At 67.3% G+C, this 19725-nt stretch carries 16 protein-coding genes, 2 tRNA genes, 1 pseudogene and 1 other annotated feature; of the genes and pseudogenes, 4 read left to right on the forward strand and 15 right to left on the reverse strand.

Translation table 11 applies throughout. The features are described from left to right. From A3E77_RS16250 to A3E77_RS16265, 4 genes and pseudogenes are all read right to left on the reverse strand, one after another. A pseudogene (locus tag A3E77_RS16250) lies at positions 1-344 on the reverse strand (DUF58 domain-containing protein); the annotation flags it as partial. Beyond that, entirely contained in the window at positions 341-1306 is a 966-nt protein-coding gene (locus A3E77_RS16255; protein WP_293647837.1) for an AAA family ATPase, read from the reverse strand. The gene A3E77_RS16255 and the pseudogene A3E77_RS16250, both read right to left, overlap by 4 nt. Then, positions 1296-2528: a DUF4350 domain-containing protein gene (locus tag A3E77_RS16260; protein WP_293647839.1), complete on the reverse strand. Its 1233-nt coding sequence runs from the start codon at positions 2526-2528 to the stop codon at positions 1296-1298. Before A3E77_RS16260 ends, A3E77_RS16255 begins: the two co-directional genes overlap by 11 nt. Next, the gene (locus A3E77_RS16265; RefSeq protein WP_293647841.1) at positions 2525-3235 is read right to left on the reverse strand and encodes a DUF4129 domain-containing protein; all 711 of its coding nucleotides are present in this window, start codon (positions 3233-3235) and stop codon (positions 2525-2527) included. Before A3E77_RS16265 ends, A3E77_RS16260 begins: the two co-directional genes overlap by 4 nt. Positions 3236-3401: 166 nt before the next feature. On the opposite strand from A3E77_RS16265, the gene A3E77_RS16270 reads away from it, so the two are divergent. Both A3E77_RS16270 and A3E77_RS16275 read left to right on the forward strand, forming a co-directional pair. Next, the gene (locus tag A3E77_RS16270; protein WP_293647843.1) at positions 3402-5603 is read left to right on the forward strand and encodes a thiamine pyrophosphate-dependent enzyme; all 2202 of its coding nucleotides are present in this window, start codon (positions 3402-3404) and stop codon (positions 5601-5603) included. Continuing rightward, on the forward strand, positions 5600-6649 hold the full coding sequence (locus tag A3E77_RS16275) for an ACP S-malonyltransferase (protein WP_293647845.1): 1050 nt from the start codon (positions 5600-5602) through the stop codon (positions 6647-6649). The genes A3E77_RS16270 and A3E77_RS16275 overlap by 4 nt, the downstream gene beginning before the upstream one ends. Positions 6650-6836: 187 nt before the next feature. Here A3E77_RS16275 and A3E77_RS16280 read toward each other — a convergent pair whose 3' ends face one another. The 7 genes from A3E77_RS16280 to A3E77_RS16310 all read right to left on the reverse strand — a co-directional run bounded on the left by A3E77_RS16280 (position 6837) and on the right by A3E77_RS16310 (position 13757). Then, the gene (locus A3E77_RS16280) at positions 6837-7490 is read right to left on the reverse strand and encodes a response regulator transcription factor (RefSeq protein WP_293647847.1); all 654 of its coding nucleotides are present in this window, start codon (positions 7488-7490) and stop codon (positions 6837-6839) included. 118 nt (positions 7491-7608) lie between these two features. Next, positions 7609-7683, reverse strand: a tRNA-Glu gene (locus A3E77_RS16285). Positions 7684-7734: 51 nt separating this feature from the next. Next, a tRNA-Glu gene (locus A3E77_RS16290) sits at positions 7735-7810 on the reverse strand. Positions 7811-7935: 125 nt separating this feature from the next. Next, positions 7936-9717, reverse strand: a complete 1782-nt coding sequence (gene recJ, locus A3E77_RS16295; RefSeq protein ID WP_293647849.1) for a single-stranded-DNA-specific exonuclease RecJ — start codon at positions 9715-9717, stop codon at positions 7936-7938. Next, the gene (locus tag A3E77_RS16300; RefSeq protein ID WP_293647851.1) at positions 9714-11243 is read right to left on the reverse strand and encodes a PH domain-containing protein; all 1530 of its coding nucleotides are present in this window, start codon (positions 11241-11243) and stop codon (positions 9714-9716) included. The genes recJ and A3E77_RS16300 overlap by 4 nt, the downstream gene beginning before the upstream one ends. Beyond that, the gene (locus A3E77_RS16305) at positions 11240-11770 is read right to left on the reverse strand and encodes a PH domain-containing protein (protein ID WP_293647853.1); all 531 of its coding nucleotides are present in this window, start codon (positions 11768-11770) and stop codon (positions 11240-11242) included. Before A3E77_RS16305 ends, A3E77_RS16300 begins: the two co-directional genes overlap by 4 nt. 25 nt (positions 11771-11795) lie before the next feature. Continuing rightward, positions 11796-13757, reverse strand: coding sequence for an alkyl/aryl-sulfatase (locus A3E77_RS16310; protein ID WP_293647855.1), 1962 nt, complete (start codon positions 13755-13757; stop codon positions 11796-11798). Positions 13758-13823: 66 nt separating this feature from the next. Between A3E77_RS16310 and A3E77_RS16315 the strand changes: the two genes are divergently transcribed. After that, complete coding sequence (locus A3E77_RS16315) at positions 13824-14312, forward strand: flavodoxin family protein (protein WP_293647857.1); 489 nt, start codon at positions 13824-13826, stop codon at positions 14310-14312. A gap of 25 nt (positions 14313-14337) precedes the next feature. On the opposite strand, the gene A3E77_RS16320 is transcribed toward A3E77_RS16315, so the two are convergent. Both A3E77_RS16320 and glpX read right to left on the reverse strand, forming a co-directional pair. Beyond that, complete coding sequence (locus A3E77_RS16320) at positions 14338-15831, reverse strand: SulP family inorganic anion transporter (RefSeq protein WP_293647859.1); 1494 nt, start codon at positions 15829-15831, stop codon at positions 14338-14340. A gap of 59 nt (positions 15832-15890) precedes the next feature. Beyond that, positions 15891-15946 (reverse strand) — a sequence feature (sul1 is cis-regulatory element that is thought to sense ions involved in sulfur or methionine metabolism; They are found in Alphaproteobacteria). A 107-nt stretch (positions 15947-16053) separates the two neighbouring features. Then, positions 16054-17022, reverse strand: a complete 969-nt coding sequence (gene glpX / locus A3E77_RS16325; RefSeq protein ID WP_293647861.1) for a class II fructose-bisphosphatase — start codon at positions 17020-17022, stop codon at positions 16054-16056. A gap of 213 nt (positions 17023-17235) precedes the next feature. Here glpX and A3E77_RS16330 point away from each other — a divergent pair, with 213 nt between their 5' ends. Continuing rightward, positions 17236-17547, forward strand: a complete 312-nt coding sequence (locus tag A3E77_RS16330; protein ID WP_293647863.1) for a hypothetical protein — start codon at positions 17236-17238, stop codon at positions 17545-17547. Here A3E77_RS16330 and A3E77_RS16335 read toward each other — a convergent pair. Both A3E77_RS16335 and A3E77_RS16340 read right to left on the reverse strand, forming a co-directional pair. Further along, the gene (locus tag A3E77_RS16335; protein ID WP_293647865.1) at positions 17544-18368 is read right to left on the reverse strand and encodes a hypothetical protein; all 825 of its coding nucleotides are present in this window, start codon (positions 18366-18368) and stop codon (positions 17544-17546) included. The genes A3E77_RS16330 and A3E77_RS16335 overlap by 4 nt on opposite strands. A 60-nt stretch (positions 18369-18428) precedes the next feature. Further along, entirely contained in the window at positions 18429-19724 is a 1296-nt protein-coding gene (locus A3E77_RS16340) for a homoserine dehydrogenase (RefSeq protein WP_293647867.1), read from the reverse strand. Between the last annotated feature and the right edge of the window lies 1 nt (position 19725).

The following is a 19725-nucleotide window of genomic DNA, read 5'->3' on the forward strand; positions in this document are numbered from 1 at the left end:
TTGGCATCGGCCGATTTGTGCATATCGGCGGCCAGCCGCCCGCCGTCGGCCAGCCGTTCGTCGAGCGCCAGCGCGATCTCGGCGCGCCGCGGCAGTGCTGAGGCGGCCGCAGCCAGCGACAGGTCGAACGGATCGCCGACCCCGACCTTTGGCGGAAAGCGCGCGTCGAGTGACAGGTGGCGCGGGTTTGCCCCGGTGATCGTGTCGACAATCAGGCAAGCAAGGATCACGGAGATCCAGCCGGGCGCCACCAACCACAGCTCGGGCCGGACAAGCCCGAGCGCGAGCGCCATCGGGGCGCCCAGCAGCAGCAGGTAAATCGCCCGGCGGGTCGGATAGATCACCGGGGGACTTCCTCGCGTTCGAGCAGTGCGGCGACGACCTGTTCGACATTGCGGCCTTCGATCTCGGCGGCTGCCGACAGGATGACGCGGTGGCGCAGGACGCCTGCGGCGAGCCGCTGCACATCGTCGGGAATCACATAGTCGCGCCCGTCGAGCGCCGCCGCGGCGCAAGCGGCGCGGGCCAGCAGCGTCGCGGCGCGTGGGCTGGCACCGCATTCCAGGTCGGCACTCTCACGCGTCGCGCGGACAAGGCGGACGATATAATCGACAATCTCGTCGGCCAGCCGGACGGTCGCGATGGTGTCGATCGCGGCTTCGATCGCCCTGGCGTCGGCTACCTCGGTCACCCCGAAATCGGCAACAGCCGGACTTTTGAAGCGTCCGCCATGGTCGGCGACGATGCGGCGTTCCTCGGCGGCGTCGGGATAATCGACGACCAGCTTGAACAGGAAGCGGTCGAGCTGCGCTTCGGGCAGCGGGTAGACGCCCTGCTGTTCGATCGGATTCTGCGTCGCGAGCACGGTGAAACGCGGGCTCATGCCATGCGGCTCGCCATTGATCGTCACGCGCCGTTCCTGCATAGCTTCCAATAGCGCAGCTTGCGTCTTGGGCGGGGTGCGGTTGATTTCGTCGGCGAGCAGCAGTTCGGTAAAGATCGGCCCCTTGGTCAGGGTGAAGCTCGACGTCTGGAAATTGAACAGGTTCGATCCCAAAATGTCGCCCGGCATCAGGTCGGGAGTGAATTGGATGCGGCCGAACGCCAGTCCCGTCGCGCGGGCAAAGGCCTGGGCAAGCAGCGTTTTTGCGGTTCCCGGCGGCCCTTCGAGCAGGACATGACCGCCCGCGAGCAGCGCAATCGTCACCATGCGGGTGAGTGGGCCCTGTCCGAACACCACCTTGGCGACCTCGCTCTCGATCGCGGCGCCAAGCGCCTGGACGCTTTCGACGGGATTAGCTGTCACGCAATAGATCCTTCCTGATGTCATGCAGCGCCTGCGCGTCTGCCAGAAATTCATGGGTGTTGCGCGCAAGCGGCAGGCGCCGTGCGAGCGCGGAAAATGATTCGCTGCCGCGGCGCAGATGTTTGTCGATCCACGCGTCGGTCGCTTCGTCGTCGAGCCCGCCGGGCGCGTGCAGCCGCCGGGCGATCGCGGTGCGCTGGCTTTTTACATAGGCGTCGGCACCGTCGAGCTCGCGGCGGGCCTGCCGGATCAGGTCGGCGCTGTTCGCGATCAACGCTGCCTTTGACACCGGGATTGCGCGCCCGGGGCGCAGCGCGGGGCCGAAGCGTGTCCATGCCTGCCACAGCGCCAGCAGGCCCGCCGCGATCAGGCACAGGGTGATGCCGATGAAGGGCGGCACGAAGGCGAAGCGGAGCAGCGATCGCTGGCCGCCAAAGCCGTTGAGCGTGACGTCGAAGGCCAGGGCGTCGGCGTCGGCATATTCTGCGACCGCATCGATTAGCGTGACCGCTGCGCGGGCCCTTTCACTCGATGCAAAGGCAAGATTGTTGATGAGGTCGGGGTCGGCGAGGATGTAAAGGTCGCGGCCGCCAACTTGCGCCAGCACGGCCCCGCCGCCCGGCGCCGCGATCAGGGTTTCCAGATTTTCGCCCGACACGGTCTGGACATGGCCGGGTAGCATCGCGGTGAAGAGATGGCCGGTGATGTTCGCGGGCACCGACTGTGCCTTGCCGGGCGCCGCTTTGATTTCGATCTTTCCGAAATGCGCGGACGGCAGCATCTTGGCTGGCGGCCGGACGGCAAGGCCCCCACTGACCCAGCCGGGTTTCGGCGTCTGTCCGGGCACCGCCACCGTCTGCCATTTCGGCAGCACGAGGAGCACCGGGGCGCTGCCGTCGGCGTCGATCAGTTCGGCGATCTCGGTCGCGCGGGTGCGGTGCGTCGGGGTTAGCACCAGCAAGGGGTCGTGATCTTCGTAATTGGTCGTTTCGACGCTGCGACGCAGTTCGACCCTGGCGCCCGCGCGCTCGGCAAGATCGACGATGCCGGCATAGCCGGGCGCTGCCTTCGACAGCGCGTGGCCGCCGCCGTCATTGCCGCTGCTGATTTGCGGGGCGAGCGCGATGAGCGCCCATAATGCGACGAAAGCGACCACCCCGATCGCCACTACCGCGGCGATCAGTCGGGGGTTGAAGCCATGATCGGCGGCCGCGTCGCTCATGCCGGCGCCCAATTTTTCGCAACGGTCAGCTCGGCATAAGCGGCGCGACATTGCTGCCACGCCCCAGCGTCGATCGCGCGTCCGCCAAACAGGCTGATCTCGACCGCCCGCGCGATGCGGCTGAACGCGCCGCGCGCTACCGATGGCAGGCCTTCCGCGTCGGCAAGGTCGCGCGATGTCATCGCAGGCTTGACGAGGCCCGGGCGCCGTCCGTCGATATCCTCGACACTGCGGTAGAGCAGCAAATGCACCGCCTCGGCAAAGCGGCCGTCGGCGGCAAGCGCGTCAGCCTCGGCGAGCAGTGCGCGTGCTGCGCCCGCCTCGGCCTGCCCGACATGGTCCACGGCATTGGCATCGCCGGCTTTGCGGCGCCCGCGCAGATCGTCGACCCAGCGCGCGAACGAGGGGACAAAATGATAGAGGAGGAACAGCAGGATAGCGGCAACGGTGATCCACATCAGTGGCTTGGCGGCGGGCGCGCTCCATTCAAAGAATCGCCCGATCGCCCCGAACAGCGATTGCAGCCATTCGGGGGTCGGCGCGGAAGGCGGCGGCGGGGGCGGAAAGGCGGTCTGAATCTCGCCGCCCGAAACCGTCTGGCTATAGCCGGGATCGACAAGCTCGGGATCGAGCAGCCATCCTCCGCCGGTGTCGCTGCTCGACGGTTCGGCCGCTGCCGACGCCTGGGCGATCCACAAGGATATCATGTTGAAAAGATGGCCCCGCCCCGATCGTGCATCGAATATGGTGGTAGCGCGAGCGGGCGCGGCAAGGCAAGAGATGCTTGCGCGCAAGACGGCCCCGTTCTAGCGCGCGGCAAAATCGGCCGGGTCGTTACGCGTGTAACCGGAGGCCGCGTGACAGGAGAGACAGGTGGACGCGGCGCAGGCGGTACATGAGAAATTTCTTGCGGCGCTTGCGACAGGTCGGCTGCCCGGCCGCGGCGATGCCCCCGATGCCGCGCTCATCGGCCTGTCGCGCGCCGAGGCGACCGACATTTTCCTGTCGCAGCTGACCAGCCGCCAGATGGACCGGCTGTCGCGCCATCTGCAGGCGCGGGGCGAGGGTTTCTACACCATCGGGTCGTCGGGGCATGAAGGCAATGCCGCGGTCGCCGCGGCGCTGCGCGTCACCGACATGGCGTTCCTCCACTATCGCTCGAACGCCTTCCAACTGCACCGCGCACGCCAGATGCCGGGCGGGACGCCGACCTGGGACATGTTACTCAGCTTTGCGGCGTCGAGCGAAGACCCGATTTCGGGCGGGCGGCACAAGGTGATCGGATCGAAGCCGCTCAATATCCCGCCACAAACCTCGACGATCGCATCGCATTTGCCCAAGGCGGTGGGCGCCGCCTTTTCGATCGGCATTGCGCGGCGGCAGGGAATGAAGGATCTGCCGCTGCCCGACGACGCGGTGGTGCTGACCAGCTTCGGCGACGCATCGGCGAACCATTCGACCGCGCAGGGCGCGTTCAACACTGCGGGTTGGGCGGCTTTCCAGGGTTCTCCCATGCCGCTGATCTTTCTGTGCGAGGACAATGGCATCGGCATTTCGACGCGCACCCCGACCGGCTGGATCGAGGCGCAGTTCCGCCACCGCGCGGGGCTCCATTATATCCAGTGCGACGGCACCGACCTCGCCGCGGCCTATGCCGGGGCGAAGGAAGCCGCCGATTATGCGCGGCGCACGCGCAAGCCGGTGTTCCTGCACATGGCGACGGTGCGGCTTTATGGTCACGCCGGTTCGGACGTCCAGGGCGCTTATCTGCCCAAAGCGCTGATCGAGGCCGACGAGGCACGCGACCCGCTGCTCAAGGGCGCGGCGCTGATGGCCGAACAGGGCTGGATGTCGCCCGCCGAAATCGCTGACGCGTATGAAGAGATCGGCGTCACGCTGGCGCGGCAGGCCGAAGCGGCGATCCTGCGCCCGAAGATCACCACCGCCGCGCATGTGATGCAAAGCCTGATCCCGCCGAAGCGCGCGGTGACGCGCGCCAACGCCCCCTCCGACGAAGATCGCAAGGCAATGTTCGGCAGCGACGCGCAGGCGATGGACAAGCCGATGCACATGGCGCGGCTTCTTTCCTGGGCGCTCGCCGACCTGATGCTCGCCTACCCGGAAATCGCCGTGATGGGCGAGGATGTCGGGCCGAAAGGCGGGGTCTATAATGTCACCGCCAAGCTCCACCAGCGCTTTGGTTCGGCGCGCGTTGTCAACACCTTGCTCGACGAACAGGCGATCCTCGGCCTTGCGATCGGCATGGCGCACAACGGCTTTTTGCCCATGCCCGAGATCCAGTTTCTCGCCTATGTCCACAATGCGGAGGACCAGATCCGCGGCGAGGCGGCGACGCTCAGCTTCTTCTCCGACGGCCAATATACCAACCCGATGGTGATCCGTATCGCAGGGCTCGGTTACCAGAAGGGCTTCGGCGGCCATTTCCACAACGACAACAGCCTCGCGGTCTTTCGCGATATTCCGGGCGTCATCCTCGCGGTGCCGTCGAACGGCCGCGACGCGGTGGCGATGCTGCGCGAATGCGTGCGGCTGGCGCGCGAGGAGCAGCGCGTCGTCGTCTTCGTCGAACCGATCGCGCTCTACATGACCCGCGATCTGCACGAAGAAGGCGATGGCCTGTGGACGAGTGTCTACGGGTCCCCCGGCGACGGCGCGCGGATCGCTTTCGGCGATGTCGGCGTCCATGGCGACGGCAGCGACCTCGCCATCGTCACTTACGGCAATGGATATTATCTGTCGCGGCAGGCGGAGAAATTGCTCGCCGCCGAAGGCGTCAGGGCGCGCGTGATCGACCTGCGCTGGCTCGGCCCGGTCGATGCGGACAAGCTGGTTGCTGCGGTCGGCGATGCCAAGCGCATCCTGATCGTCGACGAATGCCGTATCACCGGATCGCAGAGCGAGGCGCTGATGGCGCTGTTCGTCGAGCGAGTGCCGGAGAAGAAGGTCGCGCGCATTGCCGCCGACGACAGTTTCATCCCGCTGGGCAAGGCCGCGACGCTGACCCTGCCGAGCCGCGACAGCATCGTTGCCGCCGCGAAGGAGCTCTTGGCATGAGCGCGCGCAAAACCGCGCTCGTCGTCGCCCCCGGCCGCGGAACCTATGGCAAGGGCGAGCTGGGCAGCATTGCGCGGCTGCACGGCGCCCGCTTCGCCGAGCAGATCGCGAATTTCGACGCGCAGCGCCGCGCCCGTGAACAGCCGACGGTTACCGAACTCGACGGCGCCGACCGATTCAGCGTCGCGACGCACATGCGCGGCGACGTCGCGGCGCCGCTCATCTACGCCGCGACCGCGCTCGATTATCTTTCGATCGACCGCGACAGGTTCGACATTGTCGCCGTCGCAGGCAATTCGATGGGCTGGTACAGCGCGCTGGCCCTGGGCGGCGCCGTGTCGGTCGACGACGGCTTTCGCATCAGCAACGCGATGGGCCTCAACAGCCAGACCCATGGCCCCGGCGGGCAAATCCTCCTCCAGGTCGTCGACGAGGACTGGCGCCCCGTTCCGGGTCTTCGCGACCGGCTCTTCGAGGCCGTCGATGCCATCGCCGCGCGCCCCGGCCATGCGCTGGCGCTTTCGATCGACCTTGCCGGCATGTTGGTGGTCGCGGGCAATGAGGACGGGCTCGCCGCGCTCCTTGCCGAAGCGCCGCCGACCCCCGGCCGCGACCCGCTTCGTCTTGCCGGTCACGGTCCTTTCCACACCCCGCTGATGTTCGGCAGTTCGGACAAGGCGAAGGCCGAGCTTCCGCCCGCGCTTTTCGATGCGCCCGCGATCCCGATGATCGATGGCCGCGGCCACATCTGGCGGCGCTTCGCCAGCGATCCCGCCGCATTGTGGGATTATACGTTCGGCCACCAGATTCTCGCGCCCTACGACTTCGCGCTCTCGGTCCAGGTCGCGGTCAAGGAATATGCCCCCGACGTCATCATCCTGCCCGGTCCCGGCGACACGCTGGGCGGCGCGATCGCGCAGTCGCTGATCGGCATCGGCTGGCAGGGGATTGCGGGCAAGGCCGACTTCATGGCCCGACAGGCGTCGGACCCGATCCTGCTCTCGATGGGCCGTGCCGAACAGCGCGCGCTGGTCGTCCGCGCATGATCGGCTGACGACAAAAGGGCCGGCAGAGAAGGAACATTCTCTGCCGGCCCTGTCGTTCGCACATGGTCAGGTGGGGTTGACCATGTGCGGGTGAACGGCAGCGCCCATGGGGACCAACTCAAGGGCGGTGCGCCGTTCCTATCCCTTATAGGCGCGCCATCGGGTTCGTGGCCGGCTTCTGCCGCGATCATGCACCGAAACGGACCTGGTTCGTCGGCGCGCCATGCGCCAACTCGGCGATAAATTGTAACCGCAACAGTTCGGCGACATTGCCCGCCCCGGCGCGGCGCATGATGTTCGCGCGGTGCACTTCGACCGTTCGCGGACTGAGGTCGAGCCGGCGCGCGATGGCCTTGTTGCCAAGCCCCGCCGCAATCGCCGCCAATATGTCGCGCTCGCGCGGGGTCAGCGCCGCCAGCCGCGCCTCGGCCTCGCGATGCCGATCGCGCGCGATCTGGTGCAGGCGCCATTCGGCCAGCGCGGCATCGACCGTCCGGCGGACGAGCCGCGGGTCGAGCGGCGCAGGCAAAAGGTCGCGCGCGCCGCCGCACAGGATCGCGCGCGATTCGGCGATACTCAGCTGTTCGGCGGCCACGAAGGCCGCGATGCCAGCCCGCGCCGCCACGCGGCCGAGCAGCGTCGCACCGTCGGCCGTGCCCGGCTGGCGCCAATGAAAGAGCAGGATGCCACATGAATCCTCGCCCGCGGCCTCGATCCAGGCGTCGGCGCTGGCAAAGCTGCGCACGATGCGCTCGGTCCCCGCCGCCAGCGCGCGGAAACAGGCCGCGCGCTCGGTCGCGTCGGGCAGGACAAGATGGATATGGCCCCCGATGTCGGTCACCGCTCTGTGCTGCCTGCACGGGCGCTCGACGGACAGGGCGAAACGATCGGCAACGGCGCCATTCCGGATCGCTTTGGCGTCCGGGGTTGCCGACAGCTGCGGCAGGCGGCGCGGATTTTGGTGACCCCTACGGGAATCGAACCCGTGTTTCAGCCGTGAGAGGGCCGCGTCCTGACCGCTAGACGAAGGGGCCGTTGACGGTCGGAATTTTGCGAAGGGGCGCGCCGACCGCGCGCCGTGCCGATGGTGACCCCTACGGGACTCGAACCCGTGTTTTCGCCGTGAAAGGGCGACGTCCTAGACCGCTAGACGAAGGGGCCGTCTGTTCGGTGAGCGGGCGCCTTAGACGGGCGTTCCGGTGCGGTCAAGCGTGGCGGCGGGGTCGCGCGCAAAAATGTTGCGTAGCGGCAAATCCGTCGGCCCCCCGGCTGGCCGCGGCCGCCCGTCAATCCGCCCATGCGGCGTCTTCAAGATGAAGCTCGGCGGCGGGACGGCTGCCCCAATCGTCGCGTTTCGCGCGGCCCGCCAGCCACAGCTTGCGCCCGCCGCGGGCGTGGAGCAGCGCCTGCCCAAGTTCGGTTTCGGCGCTGCGGAAAGCCACCGCCTTGAAACGCCCGCCATCGTCGCCCGACACGATCAGGCGGACATGGTCGGTCCCGACGATCCCCGATTCGACGATTCGCACCGGCCCCGTCGCGACACGCGGCGCGGGCCAGCCGGCGCCATAGGGTCCGGCGCTTTCGATCGCATCGCACCACAAGGGGTTGATGCCGCGCGGCGCGAGCACCGCGTCGATCAGCAGCGACCTGTCGCCGCTCGCGCGTTCGACGTCGGCGGCGAGCCGGTCGTTGAGGAAAATGCCCAGCGCGTCGACCTTGTCCGCCGCGACGGTCAGCCCGGCCGCCATCGCGTGGCCGCCGCCCGCGACGAGCAGCCCGGTCTCTTTCGCGGCGAGGATCGCGGCGCCCAGGTCAACCCCCGAAATCGAGCGCCCCGACCCTTTGCCGACGCCGTCATCGTCGACCGCGATGACGATCGCGGGGCGGTGGAGCCGTTCCTTCAGGCGCCCGGCGACGATGCCGATCACGCCGGGGTGCCAGCCTTGCCCCGCGACGATCGCGACCGGCGCGTTGCCGCACGCCGCGCTTGCGTCGAGCGCCTGTTCGAGCACCGCCGCCTCGATCGCCCGGCGTTCCTCGTTCAGGCGGCCCAATTCCTGCGCGATCTCGGCGGCTTCCTGCGGGTCGCTGGTCGTCAGCAGCCGCACCCCCAGGTCGGACTTGCCGACGCGGCCCCCGGCGTTGATTCGCGGGCCGAGCGCAAAGCCCATGTCGCTCGCGCTGGGCGGCTTGGAGAGGCGCGCGGCGTCCATCAGCGCCGCAAGCCCGGTGTTGCCGCGCCGCGCCATCACCTTCAGCCCCTGCGTCACCAGCGCGCGGTTGAAGCCGGTCAGGCGCGCGACGTCGGCGACGGTGCCCAGCGCGACCAGATCGAGCAGGTCGATCAGCGCGGGTTCGTCGCGGCGGCCGAAGAATCCGCGCGCGCGCAGGGTGCGGAGCAGCGCGGCACCGAGCAGGAAGGCGACCCCGACCGCGGCGAGATTGCCGTGAATCGCCGCGTCGGGTTCCTCGTCGAGGCGGTTCGGGTTGACCAGCGCCAGCGCGTCGGGAAGCGTGGTCGCGCATTGGTGATGATCGACGACGATCACCTCGACCCCCGCAGCCTTCGCCTCGGCAATCGCGTCGAATGCCTGCGCGCCGCAATCGACGGTGACGACCAGTTTCGACCCGGCCTCGCCGATCCTGACCAGCGCCGCGCCCGAGGGGCCATATCCCTCCATCAGGCGGTCGGGAATATAGGCGCCAGCGGGCAGCCCGAGGTCGCGCAGCAACCGCACGAGCAACGCCGCAGACGTCGCGCCATCGACGTCATAATCGCCAAAAATCGTCACCGCTTCGCCCGATTCGACCGCGTCGGCGAGCCGCGCCGCGGCAGCGTCCATGTCGCGGAACAGCGACGGGTCGGGCATGAAGCCACGCAGCGTCGGGGTGCGCTGCCGATCCAGATCGTCGCGCGCCACCCCGCGCGCGAGCAGCAATTGCGTTACCAGGTCGTCGGGTGCCAGATTCTCTGACGCCATGTCGGCGCTCGCGCGCCGCCAATGCCACGGTTGGCCCTTGATCGAGCGGGCGATGCCCAAAGCCAGGCTGTTGGCGGGGTCGTTCATGGCCGCGCCCGCGCGGTCAGGATGCGGGCCCGCAAGTCACGCGCGGTCGCCGCCGGGATCGCCGGAATCTCGTGGGCGCCGAGCGCGCTTCCGCCGGGCACGCCAAACACCAGAGTCGCAAGCCCGAGCGGGCGCAGGATGAAATCGCTTTTGAGGTCGACGCTTTGCACCGATGCATGCGGCAGCAGGGTGGTCTTGGGTTTCCAGGCGCCGCGGCGGATCGCGACCTGGTCGCCCAGGTCGGCCCAGCGGTGGAAGCGCGCGGCCCAGACGGCAATCAGCCCGATAACCGGCGCGGCGACGATGCCGAGCCAGCCGACCTCGTTGCCAAGATAGAGCGCAATGCCACCCCCGATCGCCGCGCCCGCGGCGCCGATAACCGGACCCAGAGCGACGATGCGATGGCTTTGCTGCCACGGCTGGTCCGCATCGGGACGGCGGATCGCGACCTCGGCGAGCACCGGGTCGATCGCGTCGAGCTTGGCAAAGGGAACGACCTGGTGGTCGCGTTCCTTTTCCCCGTCGCTGGCAAGGCTTTGCAGGCGCAATTCGTGCCAGCCGAAACGCTGGCGAAACCATCCGGTCACGAGGATCGCGGCCTGCACGCGCTTGACGGGGACCGCGACGTCGGTGCGCGTCGTCAGGCCGCGGGTGCGGCGCAGCGTGCGGGGTTCGCGCGTCAGGCGGAAATTCCAGTTGGCGAAAAGCATCGTCGCGATGCCGCTCGCGAAACCGATCAGCAACAGCGATAGCGCCGCCCCGACCCCCGCCACCCAGCGATGCGCCAGCAGCCATTGGTCCAGCCCATAATCCTCGGCGATATCGATCCAGTCCATCGGGTTGAAGACGTTGAAGTCGAATGGCAACAGGCCATCGAAAAACTGCATGCCCGCGCCGACCACCGCCAGCGCGGCAAGCGAGAAGTTGAACAGCCCCGCGACCAGCAACTGGCGCGGGGTCATCGCGAACAGCAGCCGATCGGCGGCGACGGGCGCCGCTGCGGGCGTATCGGCGGCAGCGACCGGCGCCGGGGTCTCGTCGCTGCGATGCGCGCGGATCGTCGTGCGCAGCGCCTGCGCCGCGTCGAGCGCGATCGCGTCGAGGCTCGCGTCATTTTCCTTGCCGCCCGCGCCGGTTTCAAACCCGACCTTTGCGATGCCCAGCGCGCGCGACACCAGCCCCTGTTCGATGCTGACATCCTGGATGCGATCGAACGGGATCGTGCGATGCTGGCGCGCCAGGACGCCGCTTTCGATCACCACCGCGTCGTCGCCGACGCGAAAGCGGAAGCGCAGCCAGTGAAACCAGGCGGCGAGCAGCGAAATCAGCAGAAAGGCGGCGATCGCCGGAACGATATAGGCCCAGTTCTTCGTAAAGCCGAGCACCGCGACCGCGGGCAGGAACTGGAGCGAGCGCGGCCCAAGCTTGACGATGGCGAGCGCCAGCGTTGCGGGATGCAGCCGTTGCCAGCCCGCGTCGTCGTCGATGATCGGGACGGCGGGCGCGGTTGCCGCGGTGTCGGTCATGCGAAGTCGGTCTGGATGTGGCGGCGGATTGTCTCGCGCATCGCGGCGGCAAGGTCGCTATGGAGGCCGGGCAGCGTCACCGTGCTGTTGTGCGTGCCCGATGTGTGGACGACCAGGTGCGACAGGCCGAACCAGCGTTCGACCGGGCCCTGCCCGACATCGATATGCTGGACGCGCACGAACGGAACGATCGTGTCGGTGCGGAACAGCCAGCCGCGCGCGACGCGGAGCTGCCCCGCGCCGATCCTGTATCCCCAGCGCGACACGCGCCGCGAGGGAAAGGTGATGATCGTGACGATCGCGATCAGCCAGGCGAGCGCGGTGATCAGCCCATATGGCCCCTCGATCTGCCGGATCAGCAGCGCGTCGAACAGGCTGGCGCCGATCGCGAGCGGCACCAGGTTGAGCGCGGTTGCGACGCGCAGCACCTGGGCATAGGCGGGATCGACAGGGTCCAGCCCCTCGGCGGCGTTGAGCGCGTCGGGGTCGAACGGATCGGTCGGGTGCGCGGCGGGGGTGTCGGTCATGGTTCTCCGTTAGTCCGTTACGCCCTTAGGGCACAACCACGTTGAAGCGCGGGTCGGCCGGGGGATGGAGCGCGAACCATGACAGGAACGCCATGCGGTCGCCGTCGATCCTGATCGCGCCCGACTGCATCAGCGCCGGGAACTGCGCCTGCCCCAGCATCACATCGTCGAGCGTCGTGCGGTCGAGCGTCACCGTCGCGGTCGGCGCGGCATCGGTCACCCCATATCGCGGCACCTCGACCCCGCCGCCGACGACGATCGCGACGGTTTCCTTGCTGTCGGGCAGAATGAACTGGAACGTCCCTTTCAGCGCGGCGCCCTTCGCGGCGTCGAACCGCGCCGCCAGCGCGTCGAAAAAGACTGCGGTCGGGATGGCGCTGATAAAGCTGCGGCTTTGCCCGTTGCCCGACAGGCTTTCGACCGCGGTGCCGCGCAGCGACGCGGCGGCCGCGAGATAATAATTCCGCCACGCGCCCGATTCGGCCTGATAGCCCATCTGGTCATAGGCCGAGGCCAGCGCGCCGCGCGCGGCCTGGTTGTCGGGCTGGGCAAAGACCAGCTTGTTCAGGATCTCGGCCGCCCAGCGATAGTCGCCCGCCGCAATCGCCGCCTTGCCCGCAGCCAGCAATTTGTCGGCCCCGCCCGCCAGTGCGACATATTTCGGCGCGCTTTGTTCGGGCGGCAGCGGGTTGAAATTCGCCGGATTGCCATCCCACCAGCCGAAATAACGCTGATAGGTCGCCTTCATGTCGTGATTGAGCGTGCCATAATAGCCGCGAGTCGCAAAGTCGGCCGCCTGCACCGGGGCTTCGGGCGTGGCATCGGCGAGTTCGTGCAGCGTCGCGCCGCGGTTGGCGAGAAAAAGTGTGCGATCATGGACATAACGATAGGCATCGCGCTGGTTCGCCAGCAGCAACGACACCTCGGCCGTCCCCCATGTCGGCCAATGGTGCGACGCCATCGCGACCTCGGCCGTGCCGCCCCATTTCAGCAGGATCGCGTCGATCACTTTCGACCAGCGCAACGCATCGCGCACCTGCGCCCCGCGCAACGTCAGGATATTGTGGAGATTGTGGGTGACGACCTCGGTCGTGTGCAGCGCCTTATAGGCGGGGATGTAAAAGACGAACTCCGACGGCGCTTCGGTGCCGCCCGCGTCGAGGAAATCGAACGCGAGCCCGTCGATGGTCAGCGTCCCGCCCTTCTCGCTCACCGTCTCGGTCGGCTCCATATAGCCGATCGTCCCCGACGACAGTTTCGGTCCCAGGCCGGTATCGACCTGGCCTCTCACCCCCGGGGGCAGGATCGCACCGAACATGTAAAGCGCGCGCCGGCCCATCGCCGCGCCCGCGAGGACATTTTCGGACGTCGCTTCCTCGGAAAAACCGTGCGGTGCGATGATGCGGATCTTTTCCGCCTTGACGCGTTCGGGCGTGACGATCCCGCCGACGCCGCCGAAATGGTCGCTGTGGCTGTGCGAAAAGATCACCGCCTTGATCGGCCGCTTGCCCGATTTCGCCTCGACCGTATCGGCGAATAATTTCCAGCTCGCCGCCGCCGCTTCTTCGGACAACAAAGGATCGACGACGATCCACCCCGTCTGGCCGCGGATGATCGTCATCACCGACAGATCATAACCGCGAACTTGCCAGACCTTGTCCGGCACCACCTCGAACAATCCGTGGACCGCGTTCAGCCGCGCCTGCCGCCACAGCGACGGATTGACCGTATCGGGTGCTTCGCGTGTATCGAGGAAAGCGTAGGGCCGCCGGTCCCAAACCGCCTTGCCATTCTTGTCGGTGATAACCCCGTCCGCAATTTCGGCGAGCTTGCCGCGCGTCGCATTGGCCTCGTCGCGCGGGTCGTCCAGCGGCAGGCGCGCGGCGATTTCGGCCTGTGCGGCACGCGTCACTTCGCTTGCGGCGTCCTGCGCCGCGGCGGCGAAGGGCAGGGTGCCGGCGAGCAGCAGGGCGGTCAGTCGGTGCATGTCATGTCTCCCCCATGGTCGGGGGACAGCTTGCGCCGCCTGTCCATGCTTGGCAAGCATCGGGGCATGACCGCCGCGCCGCACCTGCTGATCGTCTGGCATAGCCGCACCGGCGGCAGCCACGCACTTGCCGAAGCGGCGGCCGCAGGCGCCGGTCGGGCGGCGCGGCTTGTCGCGGCACAGGATGTCACGCCCGACCTGATGATCGCGGCGGGCGGTTATCTCTTCATCGGCCCCGAAAATCTCGCCGCCCTGTCGGGCGCGATGAAGGAGATGTTCGACCTTTGCTATTATCCGTGTCTCGGCCGGCTCGAAGGGCGGCCCTATGCAACCATCATCTGCGCGGGTTCCGACGGCGAAAACGCCCAGCGCCAGCTCGACCGCATCGCCACCGGCTGGCGGTTGAAACGCGTGGCGGACCCGTTGATCGTCCACACCGACGCGCAGACGCCCGAGGCGATCCTGGCGCCCAAGACGATCGCGCCGGGCCGCCTGGACGAAGCGCGCGACTTGGGCGCGGCGCTGGCCGAGGGCTTGGCGGCGGGCATTTTTTAGCGGGCAGCGTTTCGGCCTTGCTCCGTCAATGCGGAGCGAAACCGATTTCCACGCCTGTCTTGTCGTGCAGCGCGAAACGATCGACAATATCCGCGCTCGCGCGATTATAACCGACGACTTCGACGCTGCGGCCTTCGCGCCGAAGCCGGGCGATGATTTTATCGAGGGCGCCGACGGCCGAGATGTCCCAGAAATGTGCCGCCGAAACGTCGATCAGCACGTTTATGGCCTCGTCCTCGGCCTGGAAGGCGCGTGTGAAGCGATCGACCGAAGCAAAGAATATCTGTCCGGTGACGCGATAGGTTGCCTTGCCGCCCGGCGCGATAATGCGCTCGACCGCAAACATGCGGCGCACCTTGCCGGCAAAAAACACCCCCGACAGCAGCACACCGGCGAGCACGCCCAGCGACAAATCGTGCGTAGCGACCACGACGATCACCGTCGTCAGCATGACAACCGACGAGGTCGGGGGATGACGGCGCAAATTGGGAATCGAATTCCAGCTGAACGTGCCGATCGAGACCATGATCATCACCGCGACCAATGCCGGCATCGGCACCTGGCCGACGAACGGGCCGAGCACCGCGAGCAGGAACAGCAGGAACGCCCCGGCAGTGAAGGTCGATAGCCGTCCGCGGCCACCCGATGTCACGTTGATCACCGACTGGCCGATCATCGCGCAGCCGCCCATGCCGCCGAAAAAGGCTGCGACGATATTCGCGCTGCCCTGTCCGGCGCATTCGCGGCGCTTGTCGCTGTCGGTGTCGGTCATGTCATCGACGATTTGCGCGGTGAGCAGGCTTTCGAGCAGGCCGACCGCGGCCATGGTGGCCGAATAGGGCAGGATGATGCGCAGCGTTTCCCAGCTGATGGGGACATTCGGGATTGCCAGACTGGGCAATCCTTCGGGCAGTTTGCCCATGTCGCCCACCGTGTTGACCGGCAAACCCAAACCGATGCTGATTGCCGACAGGATCAGGATCGCGACCAGCGGCGACGGCACCGCTTTCGTCAGGCGCGGCAACAGATAGATGATCGCAAGGCCTGCCGCGACCATTGCATAGGTTTCCCAGCCGACATTCGTCAGTTGCGGCAACTGGGCCATGAAAATCAGGATCGCCAGCGCATTGACGAAGCCGGTGATCACCGATCGCGAGACGAATTGCATCAGCAGGTCGAGCCGTAGCAGGCCGGCGACGATCTGGATCAGCCCCATCAGGATCGTGGCGGCAAACAGATATTCGACGCCATGTTCGCGCACGAGCGGAATGACGAGAACCGCAACCGCCGCCGTTGCGGCCGAGATCATGCCGGTGCGGCCGCCCGTGAAGGCGATGACGATGGCGATCGCGACCGAGGCATAAAGGCCGACGCGCGGATCGACCCCGGCGATGATCGAAAAACCGATCGCTTCGGGAATGAGCGCCAGCGCGACGACGATCCCCGCCAGGATCTCGCGGCGCGCCGCGGCGCCGTCGGCGAACCATTGCCGACGATAGGATGAAAAGCTGCCAAACATAGGATTTCCACAACAAACCACATGGCGCCAGCATGGGCGCGAAATATCTTCATGTGTGATGTCGTCCGGCGGATCGGCGGCCGGAATAGCCACCCGGAGTTTCACCGGGTCCATGCGAATGCATGCCGCCTAGCGGTATGCCGCCGAAGACGCAAGTCATCGGCGTTCGGCTTATATCCGCATGGCTCGCCCTGGTTCAGGGCGTTCGACGCGCGCCGTGTTTCAGTGCGACCGATGTTCGCCCTTGACCCAGCGCACCGTGCCCGACGAGGCGCGCATGACGACCGTTTCGGTGGTCATCACGCCGTCGCGGCGACGTTTGACGCCGCGCAGCAACGACCCATCGGTGACCCCCGTTGCGGCAAAAATCACGTCGCCCTTGGCAAGGTCTTCGAGGTCATAGACGCGGTCGAGATCTTCGATCCCCCACTTTTTCGCGCGCAGCCGCTCGTCGTCGTTGCGGAACAGCAGGCGGCCCTTGAACTGGCCGCCGACGCAGCGCAGCGCCGCCGCGGCAAGCACGCCTTCGGGCGCGCCGCCCGACCCCATATAGATGTCGATATTGGTTTCGGGGTTGGTCGTCGCGATCACGCCCGCGACGTCGCCGTCGGGGATCAGCGCGACGCCGCAACCGATGGCGCGCAGCTCGGCGATGATCGCTTCGTGGCGCGGGCGGTCGAGTACGCAGACGATGATCTGTTCGGGTTTGCAGCCCTTTTCGCGCGCGACGGCCTCGACATTCTCGCGGACGCTATTGTCGAAATTGACGACACCCGGCGAATAGCCCGCGCCGACCGCCAGCTTGTCCATATAGACGTCGGGGGCGTTGAGCAGGCAGCCTTCCTCCGCGATCGCGAGCACCGCGAGCGCGTTGGGGCCGGCCTTGGCGGTGATCGTCGTGCCTTCCAGCGGGTCGACCGCGATGTCGATTTTCGGACCCTTGCCCGGCGCGTTGCCGACCTTTTCGCCGATATAGAGCATCGGTGCCTCGTCGCGTTCGCCTTCGCCGATGACGATGGTGCCGTCCATATAGAGGGTATTGAACGCGGTCCGCATCGCCTCGACCGCTGCGGCGTCGGCGGCTTTCTCGTCGCCGCGGCCGATCAGCTTCGCGGCGGCGATCGCCGCGGCTTCGGTGACGCGCACCATTTCGAGCACGAGCACCCGGTCGAGGTTGCTGCTATTCGTCATGTCCGCCACTCTCCGTCTTTACTTGTTCCGCCGCGTCGGCATGGTGGGCGCCATATGGTCGCCCGCGCCACTTGTCGAGAATGCTTCGCCCGATTCGGTGCCGCTTTCGCGATCGCCTGTGTCGCCGCTGTGACAGCGGCGGCGCAGACGCAGGGGCCGCCAGCCCCGCCGCCGCCGCGCAATGCAGAGGCCGCAGCCGCCAATGCCAAGGAGATGGTCGATCCTATCCGGCGCTGCAAACCCGCCGATGACGGGTCGATCAACGTCTGCGGCACCGACACCGAACGCCACCGCCTGACGCCAGAGCTGCGCGCGATCGCGAACGAGGGCCGCGAAGCGCCGCCCAAGCTGCCGCGCGCCGAAGCCAAGGCGATGACGCTCGACAAGCTGCCGTATAACTGGATTTCGATTGGCGGCCGGATGAAGCCGGGCCCCGAATATAATGCGCAGTTCGAGGCCATGAAGCGCGCGACCGACCCCGAAACGGGCACCCCGGCGCCGCTCGAACCCGAACCCGAACCTTAAGCGAAAACCTCGGCGGGCGCGCCGCGTTCCGATGCGCGATACAATCCGGCGGGAATCAGGATCACCATCAGGAAATAGGCAGCCCAGAAGATCAGCCAGCCGCCGCTCATCGCCATGTCGGCCAAGCCGCCTTGCGGGGTGCTGAGGACGATGAAGATATGCGGCGCCAGCAGTGCGGCGGTCAGCAGCGCGGTGAGCACATAAATCGCGAGATAGAGGCCGAACAGGCGTCGCCACGCCGTCCGGGTCCGCCGCCACGATTCGACGAACGCCGACACCGGCTCCAGCTTTCCGCGCGCCGCCGTCAACGGTCCGACCAGGCAAAAGCGGGCGCTCAGCCAGGCGCTGACAAGCGCCGACAGGATCTGGCGCGCGATCAGAAAGGGCAGGCCGAAACGCTCCATATCCTCAAATCCGCCGAGCAGCAGGATGGGGATCGACAGGATCATCCCGGCGCCGAAATAAAAGATCGCGTTGACCACCAGATACGCCGCGCCGGCGACCATCCCGTACATGATCTCCGAAATATAGCCCTCGCGCATCTCGGCAAGGATGGCGTTCCATGCCGCGAGCATGGCGCCGCAGACGATGACGCTAACGATCCCGATCAGATAGAGCGGTCCGGTGATCGACCCGCTGACGCGATAGGTGAAGGGGTCGGCGATGATCGCCAGGATCGCGCGCAGGTTGAAGATCGGCTCGCTCGACAGCAGCAGGAACGGCACCACGACGCCCAGGGCGACATAGGCGAGCAGCGGCTGCCAATGTTGGTGCGCCAGCATATAGGCTTCGCCCAGCCCGCGCCTGATGTCGATGTCCATATCCACCCCCCATTCCCCGTTCCACGGGGTAACAGCGGCGCGCGTGATTTCAAGCGGCGTTCAAAGCGCGAGGATCGGCATGTGCATCGGGGTCCCCACGACATGGTCCGACGCGGCCAGGATCGCAAGCGCGGAATGGATGGCGCTGGCCGGTCCGTCGTGCGTCACCAGCGCGATGACGACCCGGTCGTCCGCGTCGCCATCCCCGCCATCGGTGCCGCGCTGGATGAAGCTTTCGATCGAGACCCCGGCATCGCGCATCGCCGTCGCAATTTCGGCGAGCACGCCGATCCGGTCCTCGACGATCAGGCGGACATAATGTTTGCCGACGCGCGCCCCCGCATCGGCGGCCGGGGCGGCGTCGAGCGCGTCGACCGGCATCGCAAAGGCCGGGCCATATTCGTCGCGCGCAATGTCGATGATGTCGGCGACAATCGCCGACGCGGTCGGGCCGGCGCCCGCGCCCGCGCCCTCGAAGAAAAGGCGGCCGACGAAATTGCCCTCGGCGACGACGGCGTTCAATGCGCCCGGCACATAAGCGAGCGGATGGTCGGCGGGGACGAGGCAGGGCTGCACATGCTGGTAGAGCCCCCTTCCGTCGCGTTCCGCCATGCCGATCAGCCGGACGCGGTGGCCCAGCGCCTCGGCCTCGCGGATATCGGCCGCGATCAGGCCGCGGATGCCGTTCGCGGTCACCGCGCCGATGTCGAGCCGCGTCCCGAAGCACAGCGCCGCAAGAATCGACAATTTGTGCGCTGCGTCGATGCCGTCGACGTCGAAGGTCGGGTCGGCCTCGGCATAACCCTCCGCCTGCGCGGCGGCGAGCGCGTCGGCAAAGCTGGCGCCATTCCGCTCCATTTGCGTCAGGATATAATTGCAGGTGCCGTTAAGGATGCCATAAACCCGCGCGATCTCGTTCGCCGACGCGCCTTCGCGGATCGCCTTGATCACCGGGATGCCGCCCGCGACCGCGGCTTCATATTTCAGCGGCGTGTCCTGTTCCTCGGCCAGCCGCGCGAGGTCCAGCCCATGATGCGCGATCATCGCCTTGTTCGCGGTGACCAGCGCCTTGCCCGCGCCGAGGGCGCGGCGCGCCAGCGTCAGCGCCGATCCGTCGGCGCCGCCGATCATTTCGACGACGACATCGACGTCGTCGGCGGCGACGATCGCGTCCATATCGTCTTCCCAGCGATAGGGCGACAGGTCGATGCCGCGGTCCTTGTGCCGGTCGCGCGCCGACACCGCGACGATTTCGATCGCGCGCCCGGCGCGCCGCGCGATCAGGTCGCGGTTCGCCTCGAGCAGCCGGACGACGCCGCCGCCGACGACGCCAATGCCCGCCAGCGCGACACGCAGC

Origin of the sequence: Sphingopyxis sp. RIFCSPHIGHO2_12_FULL_65_19 (genome assembly GCF_001830555.1) — a bacterium.
Lineage (GTDB): Bacteria > Pseudomonadota > Alphaproteobacteria > Sphingomonadales > Sphingomonadaceae > Sphingopyxis.